Below are 12,785 nucleotides of genomic sequence, written 5' to 3' on the forward strand. Positions count from 1 at the left end.
GTTCAGGGCGCTGCTAAAAGGTGGGCAATTTGCCTGGAGCAAATTGAGTGGAAGACGCGTCTGGAACGTCGTTTTCACGACCGCCTTTTAGTAGTGCCCTGGACTGACGTAGTTGGGAATCCAGCGGGCGCGCTTTCTTTGCGTCTCGTTTCTTTACCGCGCAGTAAAGAAATGGGACTGGCATGCCATGGAGGGCATGTCATAAATGACAAGGAGGTCATGCATTCAAGACCTTGCCATAGCAGTCTTCGCCGTTGATACTAAAACTCAGTTTGGCAAAGTCAATGCCATAGAAATAGTTGAAATCAGGCATGGATAGTTCTCCTCAATGGTTGCCATATAAGCGTGGCATCCCCCCGGAAAAAGAGGACTCATTGCTTTTTCTGTGGTTCAAAAGTTAACTCTTTTAATCTGTAGAGGTACGCACATAACAAGCGCTTTCAGACTGACGCTAAAGCGAGCCAGGACAATTCACAAACTGAATAGGGGATGACAGTGAAGAAATATGCTGCTGAGTTTATAGGTACATTTTGGTTGGTTCTTGGCGGGTGCGGTAGTGCTGTGCTCGCTGCGGCGTTCCCGGAAGTTGGCATTGGGCTGCTGGGTGTGTCTCTGGCCTTCGGTCTGACTGTACTGACGATGGCCTATGCAATAGGACATATTTCAGGCTGTCATTTAAACCCGGCGGTTTCGGTTGGGCTTTGGGTAGGTGGTAGGTTCCCGGCAAAGGAACTTCTGCCTTATATAGCCGCGCAAGTGCTTGGTGGCATCTTAGCGGGGGGCGTTTTGTACCTTATCGCTTCGGGGCAGGCTGGTTTTGATATAACAGGCGGATTCGCGTCAAACGGTTATGCTAAGCACTCGCCGGGCGGCTACACCATGCAAGCTGCTCTGATTACCGAGGTCGTAATGACGATGATGTTTGTCTTGATCATTCTGGGTGCTACGGACAAGCGTGCGCCTGCTGGTTTTGCGCCGATTGCCATTGGCTTGGGTTTGACCCTGATACATCTTATCAGCATCCCCGTCACGAACACTTCAGTCAATCCTGCACGAAGCACAGGTGTAGCCTTATATGTCGGCGATTGGGCCACTGCACAGCTGTGGCTTTTCTGGGTGGCACCGCTTGTTGGTGGCGCTATCGGCGCAGCTGTTTATCGATTTATCGGAAAGTCAGACGACTGAGTCAGGCATGCCTAATCGGGCAACCGGGGGCGTTTCATCCAGAATAATAAGGCTTGCTCCATCCATCATGCAGTGAAACCAATCCGGCCTGTTTGAAGTAAGTGCTGGATTGCCCTATTTATAGGAAAAACCAGGAAAGGGAAATTGGTGAAGTTACCAAAAATATATTTCCACCAAGGCGATAAACGTAAGGCGCCATGGAAATAGTTCTAATCATCTTTGTGTTGTTCCTGCTAAGCGGCATCTTGTTTGTTGCCGTCAGGCTAATCCTGTGGATATTCAGGAATAAAATGCGGGCCAGGGTGTTATACACTTTGCTGCTACTTAGCCTGATTGGGTTGGGCATTCACCATGTTTTCTATAAAAATATGCGCTTTATCCAGTCTAAGGTTTATCCCAACCTATACCTGGTAAAGTACCCTGACGAGGATCAGAATGCCCTTCAGCTGGCTATTCACCAGCAAGTCGTCACGCACCTTGGTAGCAAGTTTCCTGCGGTTAAAACACTGGCTTACGAAAAAGAAAACGCTATTTTCTTTTATCAGTACTATAAGGCTTTGCCTATCAGTGTTTTTCAGGATGAAGGCACCGCCTATTTTCTTGAAAACGAAGAAGACCTGGGCGGAATGGTCACCGAAGAGCTGGGCATGTATAGAAAGTACAAGTTGGCAGAGTTTACCTATGGCCCCTGCCAGGCCGAGGCTTCTGGGCATTGTGGTGAGCTTCGCTATTTCGACGAGAATGGTTTGGTTAAATCTGCTCGCCTTTCCAATCTGGTTGCACCGCCCAAAACAGCCAGCAAAGCCAGTACGGTTAGCCCCCAATGGTAGGAACCCTGTGACGTAAAAGCGTGGTTAAATAGAGTCGTATGAGAAAGTCATTACTGGAATACCTGCCTTGGACCCTGGCCGCCCTGCTGCTCGGCGTTAGCTATATGCATCTGATACTCGGTTCAGCGCCTGAACAAACCAGCAGCTTGTCTTTTCTGATTTCACAACTATATCTTTTTGCCCTGCTCTATGTAGGTGGCGCGGTCGGCTCTATTTTGGCTGTACTCTTTATCCTTTTTGATGTCTTTTATCTGCAAAGAAACTGGCAGCTATCTCGTCATTTCTTCACCATTCGTGCGATTTCAATGTTGTTTATATTGGTCGTCGTGGCAACCTTGCACTACCTGCTGGAAAAAACCTTCGATGTGATATGACCTTACAACCCAGGCAACGCCATGTTTTATCTCTGTTCAAGCCTGTGTTTGGGAACAAAAAATCAGCTACGTCAAACCAAGTACAAGCTTAATTCAGTGCCTAAAAAAGCCCGCTATCTACGATAGCGGGCTTTTTATCAATATCAGGTGGCGTTACCTGTGCCACCGAACACTAAAACTCGTATGTATTAGCCTTACTTAACAATTTCTGGGTATCCAGTTTACCGGCCACACAGGCCTGCACATCTTTATAGTCAAACACGTAGATGCGATCCTGATTTTTGCTGCGGCCCTTGCCACCGGCATAGTTGTCCAGCATCAGGGTGATATGTTCACCGTCAGGCAGGCTCTTCAGGCCACTGCCGTATTTACACAGGATATCGGCGGTATTGTGTTCAAACTCGGCAAGAAACTTTTTACTTTGCTCCTGCGCTGCTTCGGCCCGTTTATTGGCTGCATCACGTCGCTCTTCTTCCAGTTGCTGTGCATATTGTTCCACTTCGCGCTGGCGCTCACGTATCTGCGCCAGTTCTTTTTGCAGCTCCTGGGCTTCTTTTTCAAGTTCCTTGCGACGCTCCCCCTCGGCATGACGCTTTTCAAACTCGTTGTCGCGGTTGCGACGCTCCACTTCACGTATTTCCCAGTTCAGTTCACGCTGTTTACTGTGCAGCTCACTAAGCTTTTCACCAGACTCAACAAAGAGTTCACGCACCCTTTCCAACTCATCGCCGATGGACTCGTATTCAATCACCTGGCCGTCATTCTCTATCACTATGGCGTTACCATTCATTTCAATATGCGGGGCCACAGGTGGTACCGGAATCACATGATCAATACCGTTAAAGGAAAAGCGGTACTGGCTGCTGCCAGACGTTTGCACCCTGAATAGCACCCCCTGCCCGGCCAGATAAGTGGCTTGTAGATTACGCACGCTGATGCCTTTTCTATCGCGGTTTTGTTTGTAGCTGGTTTGCATAATGCTGCTCATAATTTCCAGCTCTTTACTCAGTTCTTCAAGCTGCGGTGCGGCCTGGGCACTCACGCTGCAAATACCGGCAAGTAGCAAACATAGGGATGACTTTTTCATGGTTGACCTCATTTTATCGGTGACAGGTTATCGCGCTGCCCAGTCTCGGGCGCCAGATAAACCTGTTGCTGAAGCTTGTTAAACTGACGGGCATAAAACTGTTGATCGTCTTCCCGCTGTTGATTGACGAACTTAATTAATTCAGCAAAATCCTCTCGCCGCTCGGTGCGACTGGCACTCAGAAGATAGCTGGTTAACTGACTGCTGACGTCCTGTTGCTGCTCACGCATCTCACGACTGTAATTGGCCAGCAATACTTGTTGCTGCTCGCGGAACTGGGCAATTTCAGCATCCACCTGGCGGCGTATTTCATCCTCTCGCCCCTGCCCGGCAAAACTTACCGTCAGGCTGCCGCCATGCACTTGCACCTCAACCCGAAACAGCACCATCACCAGCGCCACTATCGACATAGCAAAAGACAGTGACGGCATGGCCCGGCCCCGCCACCAGGACGAATCAGCTACCGGCTGCGGGCCGATGGCAGGGATCTGCCAGTTGGGTACAGGTTGTTCTTCATAGCGCGTTGCCGCCTGTTCAACTTGCCTGGCCAGGCTAACCTGCCGGGCAAATTCGTCATCGTCGGCACACAGCCGTTCAAATACCTGCTGCTGTTCGGCAGACAACCGGCCTTCCAGCCACAAAGCAAATAATTCATGTTTGTCAGACATAGTGCACCTCCATCACGTCTTTGAGCTTGCCGAGCCCCGCGTACAGACGGGATTTCACCGTATTACTGGATACACCTAACTGCTCGGCTATCTCTTCAAAGGTAAACTGACTAAAAAATTTCAACTCCACCACCGCCTTTTGCTCCAGCGATAACTGTTGCATTGCCCTGACTAGTTCCCGCGACTGCGCGTCTGCGATGGTCAGGCGACTGACACAAGCCAACTCGTCCACCAACGGGTTTTCCTCATCCAACGGCTGGTAATCACGCTTACGCCGGTAAAACTCCACCATGCGGTGATGGGCGATACGGAACAACCAGGCCTTAAAACTGCCTTCACCACGAAAGCTTTGCAGGTTGCGAAACACCGACAAGAACACCTCTTGCAGCAGATCCATGGCATCGTCGGCATTGCCGGTCATGCGCAGGCCATAGTTGTAGACGGCCTTGTCATAGCGTTTAACCAACTTCTGCCAGGCACCGTTATTCCCCTTTAAGGCCTTACGGATTAGCGTTTCATCACTTTGTTCGAACAAGGCCTACCCCAATCATGTCCACTTGCGCTGCAGTTTTGTTATTCTCTGCCCTTAATGTCGAGGCCGGGCAGAAAATAGTTTGGTGAATCTGAAAATATTTTTTTGTCACCCACTTACAGCATGGGTTTGGGCATTAAGGGTTGCAGCAGCTCGGCAATACGACGGAACAGCCGAACCCGGGTGGTACCACTGCGCCACACCAGACCAATTTCCCGATACGCCTTGTCTTCGGCCGGAAAAGACACCAAAGCACTGTGCTGCAAAATATCGCTTTTCAGGGCCAGCTCCGGCAAAAATGTCAGCCCCAGTTTGCTGTTGGCCAGTTGCACCAGCGTAAACAGGCTGCTGGCTGCTAAGGCACTGACCTGCTCTTTATGTTTCAGACCACAGGCACTCACCGCATGGCCGGTCATACAATGTTCCTGCTGCAGCAAAAACACACTGTCTTTCGGCAAGGCGCTGTAATCCAGTGGTTGCGGCAACAATTCCAGCATATGTGGATGCGCCACTAAATGAAAAGGATCGTGGCCAATCACCATTTGTTTGCAGCCCGGTGTTTCCATCGGTAAGGCCAGAATCAACAAGTCCAGTTCACCACTGTTCAGCTCTCGTAACAGATTACTGGTGGTGTTTTCCTGCAATTGTAAATTAAGGTCGGGCAGAGCCTTGCCCACCTTATCAATCAAGCCTTCCAGCAAAAATGGTGCGATAGTGGGAATAATGCCCAGCTTTAATTTACCGGCCTGCCAATTCCCGGCGCTCTGTGCATATTCCACCAGCTCGCTGGCGCCGTTGAGCAGTTCCTTGCTGCGCTCCACCATATCCAACCCCAGGGCGGTGAAAATAAAGGTCTTGTGATCCCGCTCCAGTAACTGACAACCCAGTTGCTCTTCCAAATTCTGGATGGCGGTACTCAAGGTCGACTGACTGACAAAACAGCGTTGTGCAGCCCGGTTGAAATGCTGCTCTTCGTGCAAGACCACCAGATAATTCAGGTGTTTCAGGTTAGGCCACTTCATCACACGCTCCTCTATAAAAACCTATTAAAACACAATTTATTAATCAGATTAGCTAATGCTAGCAGTATTGCATGGCTTTGTCCTGAGCGTATTTGTCCTCTCAGATTGAAGCTTTTTGTCCTTGTTGTTACTGCCACCTAACGCAACAATTTGCCCACCATTAACAATAATTTCACATCATGCCAAACCTCATGAATCTGAACACCTTCCCTTATACCCGGTCCTTGCTGGCTGCTTCTGTCGCCATGCTGTTGGCGCCTCAGGCACTGGCATTGCAGGAGCTAACCAGTAAACGGGCCGAACAGGGTATTGAAGTTATCCAGGTGTCTGCCACCCGGCGCAGCGAAAATCTGCAGGATGTGGCCATTGCCGTCACGGCGTTATCCGCCAATGAATTGGAAAAAATGCAGGTCCTGGACCTTGGCGATCTTGAATCCCATGTACCGAACCTGAGTCTGCATGTGGGAGATGCCTCTAATGCGGTGATCTACATCCGTGGTGTGGGGCAAATTGATTCCATCTCGTTTAACGATCCTGGTGTGGGTGTCTATCTGGATGACGTGTATATGGGTCGGGTCCAGGGTTCTTTTCTGGATGTGGTTGACCCTCAGCAGATTGAAGTGTTGCGTGGCCCGCAGGGTACCTTGTATGGCCGCAATACCATCGGCGGTGCGGTAAAGTTTACCAGTGCTAAGCCCTCGGAAATAACCGAAGGCTATCTGGATCTGAACGCAGGCAACTACGGCCAGTTTGGGCTTAAAGGCAGCATCAGCGGTGCGCTGGTGGAAAACAAATTGCTTGGCCGCTTCGCCATAACCAGCAGCAAACGTGACGGCTATGCGGACAATCTGTGGGACGGCGGGGATGATTATGACAAAGATACGCTGGCCTGGCGGGGCAGCCTGCTGTATCACATCAGCGACGACCTCTCTGCCTATCTGGTAGTGGATGGTTCCGACGGTTCTCCCTCGCGTTCGCGCACGCCACACCGTGAAACCCCTATTTACTCGGTTAAAGAGGGGCGCCTGCGGCCGGTGGGCAATGACCCGTTTAAAGTGAACGTCAATTACAATGATCTGGAAAGCCTGGAAACCCGCGGCGCAGCGCTTACCCTGGAATATCAACAGGGTGACAATACCTTTAAATCCATCAGCGCCTACCGGCAAATGGATTATCGCACCCATCTGGATCTGGACGGCACCCCCGACAGTTCATTTGGCATTTACAACTTTGAAGATCAGGACCAGATCAGCCAGGAACTGCAGTGGCTCTATCATGCTGATGGTCTGTCGCTGGTATCCGGCCTCTATTACTTTAAAGAGGACGACAGTACCTTTGGCGGTGCCGTCGCACCCGACTTCTTTGTGCCGCTTGGCGACGGTAACTACCTGCCCTTCCCGGTGATCAATGCCGGGCTGCGTGACCAGAAAAATACCAGCAGCGCTATTTACGCGAATCTGAACTGGGAACTTAGTGAACAACTTGGGCTGACGCTGGGCGCTCGCTACACCAAAGAGAAAAAGCAGGTCACCAGTCGTGGCGAAGAATTTGCCGGTACCGGTATTGATAGCGCTGAAGGCATGGAAGCGGCCTTTGGCAAAGGCGAGGGCTATAGCCCCACCGGGTTTACCGCAGAGCAAGACTGGAGCAACTTTTCGCCCAAACTGACAGTGGATTATAAACTCAGCGGCGACCATATGCTTTATGCCAGCGCCAGTCGGGGTTTTAAAAGCGGTGGCTTTAACGGCCGACTGACCTCATTTGCCCAGCCTTTTGATCCCGAAACCCTGTGGAGCTACGAAATTGGCTCAAAATCCCTGCTCAATAACAACAATATCCGCCTGAACCTGGCGGCTTTTTACAACGATTACAAAAACTTCCAGCTTAGTCGCTTTTCCATTGATCCAGACAGCGGGGCATTTTTATCGCTGTTTGAAAACGCCGGTAAAGCCACAATCTACGGTGCCGAGCTGGAGTTTTCGGCGGTGCTGACCGATGCCCTGACCCTGAATATCAATGCCGGTTACCTGGGGGGCGGCTACGACGAACTGGTCGGCGATTTTGGCGCAGAAATCAGTGACCAACGTGAACTGGTCAATGCACCTAAATGGAATGGCCGGGTCGGACTGGATTACTGGCTGGATCTGGACAGCGGCAGCTTGAGCATGTCGTTATCCAGCAGTTATCGCAGTAAAACCTATCTGACCGTCAGTTCCAGCGAGGTGTTGGCCCAGCCCGGCTACGCCTTACTGGACATGTCCCTGACCTATCTTACCGATGACGAGCAGTGGCAGCTGAGTCTGTACGGCAACAACCTGACCGACAAACGCTACCGCCAGCATGGCTTTGATCTTAGTGCCTCACCTGGTGTACAGCTGGGTTACTACGGTGCGCCAAGAACCTTTGGAATTAACCTTAAATACAGGTTTTAACAAGATGATGGATAAGGAAACCACCGCGCTGTTGGCGCAATTTAATCAGCAGGTACCAGACACCGAGCAAAGCGACAGCGGTATAGAGGTATCCAGAAACGGCGCCAGAGCCATGTTTATTGGCCTGCAGGGGCCGGTAAACCAGGACTGCCGGGTAACAGACCTGGCCATTCCCGGCCTGCAGGGCAAAATTCCGGCCAGGCTTTACCGGCCCCTGACGGACAGCGATGCACCACAGCCCCTGGTACTCTTTATTCATGGCGGCGGCTGGGCCTTGGGTGACCTGGATTGCTACGACGCTTTAGTCAGAGATCTTTGTCAAAAAAGCGGCTGTTTGTTTGTCAGTCTGGATTATCGTCTGGCCCCGGAGCATCCCTACCCCGCCGGGTTAGACGATGTCAGTCAGGCATTAAACTGGGTCTTTACTCAGGCTGACACTTTAAATGCGTCGCCTGCACATATTGCCATTATGGGCGACAGTGCTGGCGGCAATCTGGCCCTGGCAGCCAGTCATCGCCTGCACAGTCAAGGCGTTAAACGACTGGCTGCCCAATATCTGATTTATCCGGTACTGGATGTGCACAGTCCCCATGAACAATACCCATCCCGCCTGATGTTCGGCGGCGGTGACTACCTGCTGGCCAATGCCGCCATTGACGGTACCCGCGACTGGTACCTGGGTGGCAATGCTGGTAGCGACAATCCGGAAGTGTCGCCGATGTTGCTGGACGACCTCGCACATCTGCCCCCCACCGCACTGTTAGTTGCGGGATTTGATCCACTAAAAGACGAAGGCGAGCGCTTTGCAAGGCGCTTGCAACAAGCCGATGTGTTACTTCGTTTTCAAAGTTTTGAGAGCACTATCCATGCCTTTTTGTCATTCGGCGATTTACCTGTAGCACAGGAAGCCAGACTCGCGCTGGCTAAACAGTTGAAACGGGATCTGGCCATTTAAACCCGCACCAGGAGAAGATGATGCTAACAACAAGTCGTTTGCTGAAGGCGCTTGCCGCGCTCTTATTCACTATGGGCCTGTATGGGCCCGTTCATGCAGGGCCAACCAGCCTGGAAGCCAGCTTCAATTCCGGCATTAATAACGGCTGGGTGAAAGTAGAGCGCTGGCGGGATACCAGTGGCCATATCGGTCAGGAAGCCTTTCCCGCTGACGGACGCGGTGATCAGACGGGTCAACGTGCTACCTTTTTTGCCGATCCCAGCCCATCTTCTGATCTGTTTCTGCTCTATCACGCACCCGGCTGGAATACCAACAGCAAAACCGTACCGGTATTGCTGATCCATGGCGCTAACCAGGATGCGGATCTGGCCTGGGCCAACCCCAATGATGCCGGTGACTATGGCTGTGGTCAGCAAAATTGCCCATCCAGCGGACTGATGCAGAGCCTGGCAGCCGATGACTTTAAGGTGTTTGCCTTGTCACTGGCGCATAAAAATGGTGATGGCTATATCTGGGCCGAACAGATCGCCAATGCCATCAATATAATCAAAAACAAAACCGGGGCCAGTCAGGTGGACCTGGTAACCTGGTCAAAAAGTGCGTTTAACGCACGTATGTATATCTCTTCTGTTACCCAAGCCTGGAGTACCAGCTATCAGAATGATGTCAGGCGCCTGATTATGCTGGGCGGCCCGAATAACGGTATTGACTGGTCATTTCGCCATGGCTGGACCCATACATTTGCGGTTTACCCAGGCTGTGGTGGTGTGATTAACGGCCCAACCGCCCATGACAGCATTCTTTGCTACGGCATCTGGCAAAGTGGCAACCAATGGAGTTATGCCTCCAGCTATTTTCCCGGCTCGGTACAAATGCTTAAACGCTGGGACAATACTTATGCCTTACCGGTAAGTGAGCAGGATTGGTACACCACCTATGAAGGCGGCTGGGGTTTTTATACCCATGGCCAGGGTATTGATGCCTTCTTACCCGAATCGTTGGTGGATATGGTACGAGCAGCAGGCACCGATCCGGCCGTCAGGGTTCACAATCTGTGTGGCAACAAGGCCGATATCGCCCTGATTCACAACGAGCATACCGGACCATCAGACGGTGTGGTGTTTGTTTCCAGCTGTAATGATGCCAGCGGCCTGGGCAATCACGGCGGTTCTGCCACTATTGCGGTGAATCATTTAAAACTGGGCTGGTCGGGTGCCGGCATCAGCCAAATTAAGGCCTGGCTGAACGCACCTTAACTTTGATGGCAACGGCACTGTACTTTGGCAGGATTGATAAGGACTCACCTTTATGCTCTATTTTGTCCCACAGTCTTCCATGGGGTGCCGTATTCCCGTGCCGGAAAAAAACGCTGCAAGCTTACCTAAGATCCGCCGTAATGCGGTGACCTTACTGGGCCAAATCCTGTCGAAGTCGGGCCTGTGTTTACAGGACATGTTGCGTAAGTCAGGCCTGGATAACCAGGATACTCTGGACATTGTCGACTTCCTGCGCCTGCTGGAATCCTTTGCCATTGAGGTCTGCGACGAATCCCTGCATATGTCAAAGCGGCCGTTGTTGCCTGGCACCAATGACCATGTTCTGTCCCATCTGGGCAAATGCCACAACCTGCAAAATGCATTACAGGAATTGGCCGCGTCGTACAATTTCATTCATGGTGGCGCCTATAACAAGGTGGAGCGCCGGGACAGAGAAATACTCTATATTATCGATGACCGCCAGTTTCCCTATCTGGATGAAAGTCAGCCGGAGCATATCCGTTTTAACCTGGACTGCGTGCTTCTGTATGTGCATGGTGTGGTTTGTGCTTTAGGCGGTCATAGTGCGGCCCATAGCCTGGTTAAAGTACAAAGCCGTGCCGACAACGGTGACAATTCCGTGTTGCAGGCCGCCTTTGGCCATTTGCCGCTGAAATTCGGGGCGTCATGTTATGTACTGCATTATCAGATAGGCATGGCCGATCACGCTCTGCAATGGCAAGCACCATTAACCCTGAGCCATGTCTATAATCAGTTGCAGTTTCACTTGGGTCAGAACAATGCCGGTCATTTGGTCAGGCGGGTAAGAGGTCTGCTGGAAACAGGTATTCAGAGCCAGGACGCCATTGCCAGCGAACTTGGCTATAGCGTGGCAACGCTGCGTCGTAAACTTGCCGAAAGCCAGAGCAGTTTCCGGCAATGCCGTGAACAGGTATTGAATCAGGAAGCTAAGACCTTACTGGCCAGGCATCTGAGCTTAGAGGAGGTAGCCCTGCGCTTGCATTTTTCAGATGCCCGCAGTTTTAATCGCGCCTTTAAAACCTGGAATGGAATAACCCCCCGAGACTATATCGATAGTCTGGCCAAAAGCAATTAGCCCGAAAAGTAAAAACCCGGCCAAGGCCGGGTTTTAAGCTTTACTGCGATTAAGCGGCAAAGATCCCTTTAAGCATAAAGAAGAACATAATCGACAAGGCCGCACCGATAGGTAACGTGACAACCCAGGACACCACAATATTACGGATAACGCCAAGGTTCAGTGCCGCAATACCACGGGCCATACCTACCCCCAGCACCGCCCCTACCAGGGTTTGTGTGGTAGAAATCGGCAGACCGGTGCCAGATGCCACCACCACGGTTGTGGCCGCCGCCAGTTCGGCAGCAAAGCCACGGCTGGGAGTCAAATGCGTAATACCTTTACCAATGGTCTGGATAACGCGGTGACCGAAAATCGCCAGTCCCATTACGATACCCACTGCACCAAGAGGCAGGATCCACCAGGCAAGTTTCGCTTTTCCGGCAATTTCGCCGCCACTTTGCACCACACTGACCACGGCTGCCAGCGGACCAATAGCGTTGGCCACGTCATTTGAACCATGGGCAAAGGCCATACAGCACGCTGTAACCACCATCAAAATAGCAAACACTTTTTCCACACTGGCGAACTGCATCTTGCGGTCTGCCTCGCGGTCCAGCTTAATCCGGTTGATATAAAGCTTACCGCACACACCAACCACTGCGGCGATGGCAATGGCAATCAGGTAGCCTTCCATATTGCCAATATGCAGCCCTACGTGCTTTAAGCCTTTCTTGATTGTCACCAGCGACATCACAAAACCTGCCAGCGCCATATAGTAAGGTACATAGCGTTTGGCGTTAGCGAAGGGTGAATCGGTATCAAAGATCAGGCGCTGTGCGCTCATAAAAATAATGTATGCCAGAAAGCCTGATATTGCAGGCGTCACTATCCAGCTACCGACAATACCTGCCACCTGGGCCCATTCAACAGATTGTGAGCTCACCCCAACAGCAGAGAAACCAATAATGGCGCCAACGATAGAATGCGTCGTAGATACCGGCCAGCCAAGGTAAGAGGCAATCACCAACCAGATCCCCGCTGCCAGCAACGACGCAATCATGCCGTACACCAACAGCTCGGGGGCATCCACAAAGAACGCACTGTCTACTATGCCTTTACGGATAGTCGAGGTAACTTCGCCGCCGGCCAGATAAGCACCGGCGAACTCGAACACCATGGCGATAATGATAGCCTGCTTAATGGTCAGCGCCTTGGAGCCCACGGAGGTCCCCATGGCATTGGCCACATCATTGGCACCAATGCCCCAGGCCATTAAAAAACCCACGACCGCAGCCGTGACTATCAGCATAAAGCCGTATGTAGTTAAAATATCCATCAGAACTGC

The 12,785-nt window shown here is 51.5% G+C and carries 12 protein-coding genes; 7 read left to right on the forward strand and 5 right to left on the reverse strand.

Annotated features, from left to right (window positions below; genetic code table 11):
- The first annotated feature begins 495 nt into the window (after window positions 1-495).
- The 3 genes from aqpZ (at window position 496) to CSR04_RS08445 (ending at window position 2,389) form a co-directional block, all read left to right on the forward strand.
- Entirely contained in the window at window positions 496-1,185 is a 690-nt protein-coding gene (gene aqpZ / locus CSR04_RS08435) for an aquaporin Z (protein ID WP_102795978.1), read from the forward strand.
- 197 nt (window positions 1,186-1,382) lie between these two features.
- Window positions 1,383-2,015 carry a hypothetical protein gene (locus CSR04_RS08440; protein WP_146027130.1) on the forward strand — a complete coding sequence of 211 codons (633 nt, stop codon included), beginning with the start codon at window positions 1,383-1,385 and terminating at the stop codon, window positions 2,013-2,015.
- A gap of 38 nt (window positions 2,016-2,053) precedes the next feature.
- Window positions 2,054-2,389: a hypothetical protein gene (locus CSR04_RS08445; protein WP_102795829.1), complete on the forward strand. Its 336-nt coding sequence runs from the start codon at window positions 2,054-2,056 to the stop codon at window positions 2,387-2,389.
- A gap of 172 nt (window positions 2,390-2,561) precedes the next feature.
- Here CSR04_RS08445 and CSR04_RS08450 read toward each other — a convergent pair whose 3' ends face one another.
- The 4 genes from CSR04_RS08450 to CSR04_RS08465 form a co-directional block, all read right to left on the reverse strand.
- The gene (locus CSR04_RS08450) at window positions 2,562-3,476 is read right to left on the reverse strand and encodes a hypothetical protein (RefSeq protein WP_102795830.1); all 915 of its coding nucleotides are present in this window, start codon (window positions 3,474-3,476) and stop codon (window positions 2,562-2,564) included.
- A gap of 8 nt (window positions 3,477-3,484) precedes the next feature.
- Window positions 3,485-4,144 (reverse strand): hypothetical protein, encoded by a 660-nt coding sequence (locus CSR04_RS08455; protein WP_102795831.1) that lies wholly within the window; start codon window positions 4,142-4,144, stop codon window positions 3,485-3,487.
- Window positions 4,137-4,679: an RNA polymerase sigma factor gene (locus tag CSR04_RS08460; RefSeq protein ID WP_102795832.1), complete on the reverse strand. Its 543-nt coding sequence runs from the start codon at window positions 4,677-4,679 to the stop codon at window positions 4,137-4,139. The genes CSR04_RS08455 and CSR04_RS08460 overlap by 8 nt, the downstream gene beginning before the upstream one ends.
- A 113-nt stretch (window positions 4,680-4,792) precedes the next feature.
- Window positions 4,793-5,698: a hydrogen peroxide-inducible genes activator gene (locus CSR04_RS08465; protein ID WP_102795833.1), complete on the reverse strand. Its 906-nt coding sequence runs from the start codon at window positions 5,696-5,698 to the stop codon at window positions 4,793-4,795.
- A gap of 191 nt (window positions 5,699-5,889) precedes the next feature.
- On the opposite strand from CSR04_RS08465, the gene CSR04_RS08470 reads away from it, so the two are divergent.
- Genes CSR04_RS08470 through CSR04_RS08485 form a run of 4 tightly spaced genes read left to right on the forward strand, consistent with a single transcriptional unit; the run spans window position 5,890 to window position 11,458 of the window.
- The gene (locus CSR04_RS08470) at window positions 5,890-8,130 is read left to right on the forward strand and encodes a TonB-dependent receptor (protein WP_245921470.1); all 2,241 of its coding nucleotides are present in this window, start codon (window positions 5,890-5,892) and stop codon (window positions 8,128-8,130) included.
- Window positions 8,131-8,134: 4 nt separating this feature from the next.
- A complete protein-coding gene (locus CSR04_RS08475; protein ID WP_102795835.1) occupies window positions 8,135-9,085 on the forward strand; it encodes an alpha/beta hydrolase in 951 nt (316 codons plus the stop codon).
- Window positions 9,086-9,102: 17 nt separating this feature from the next.
- On the forward strand, window positions 9,103-10,341 hold the full coding sequence (locus CSR04_RS08480; RefSeq protein WP_245921474.1) for an esterase/lipase family protein: 1,239 nt from the start codon (window positions 9,103-9,105) through the stop codon (window positions 10,339-10,341).
- Window positions 10,342-10,393: 52 nt separating this feature from the next.
- Window positions 10,394-11,458, forward strand: a complete 1,065-nt coding sequence (locus CSR04_RS08485) for a helix-turn-helix domain-containing protein (RefSeq protein WP_102795836.1) — start codon at window positions 10,394-10,396, stop codon at window positions 11,456-11,458.
- Window positions 11,459-11,507: 49 nt separating this feature from the next.
- Here CSR04_RS08485 and CSR04_RS08490 read toward each other — a convergent pair whose 3' ends face one another.
- Complete coding sequence (locus CSR04_RS08490) at window positions 11,508-12,776, reverse strand: inorganic phosphate transporter (protein ID WP_172449288.1); 1,269 nt, start codon at window positions 12,774-12,776, stop codon at window positions 11,508-11,510.
- Window positions 12,777-12,785: the final 9 nt, after the last annotated feature.

Origin of the sequence: Bowmanella denitrificans, from assembly GCF_002887595.1 — a bacterium.
GTDB classification, from domain to species: Bacteria; Pseudomonadota; Gammaproteobacteria; order Enterobacterales; family Alteromonadaceae; genus Bowmanella; species Bowmanella denitrificans.

Coding starts and splice junctions, on each gene's coding strand:
- CSR04_RS08490 (WP_172449288.1), bottom strand. CDS start 12,776: ATGGATATTTTAACTACATACGGCTTTATGCTGATAGTCACGGCTGCG.
- CSR04_RS08445 (WP_102795829.1), top strand. CDS start 2,054: ATGAGAAAGTCATTACTGGAATACCTGCCTTGGACCCTGGCCGCCCTG.
- CSR04_RS08455 (WP_102795831.1), bottom strand. CDS start 4,144: ATGTCTGACAAACATGAATTATTTGCTTTGTGGCTGGAAGGCCGGTTG.
- CSR04_RS08450 (WP_102795830.1), bottom strand. CDS start 3,476: ATGAAAAAGTCATCCCTATGTTTGCTACTTGCCGGTATTTGCAGCGTG.
- CSR04_RS08440 (WP_146027130.1), top strand. CDS start 1,383: ATGGAAATAGTTCTAATCATCTTTGTGTTGTTCCTGCTAAGCGGCATC.
- CSR04_RS08470 (WP_245921470.1), top strand. CDS start 5,890: ATGAATCTGAACACCTTCCCTTATACCCGGTCCTTGCTGGCTGCTTCT.
- CSR04_RS08480 (WP_245921474.1), top strand. CDS start 9,103: ATGATGCTAACAACAAGTCGTTTGCTGAAGGCGCTTGCCGCGCTCTTA.
- CSR04_RS08485 (WP_102795836.1), top strand. CDS start 10,394: ATGCTCTATTTTGTCCCACAGTCTTCCATGGGGTGCCGTATTCCCGTG.
- CSR04_RS08465 (WP_102795833.1), bottom strand. CDS start 5,698: ATGAAGTGGCCTAACCTGAAACACCTGAATTATCTGGTGGTCTTGCAC.
- CSR04_RS08475 (WP_102795835.1), top strand. CDS start 8,135: ATGATGGATAAGGAAACCACCGCGCTGTTGGCGCAATTTAATCAGCAG.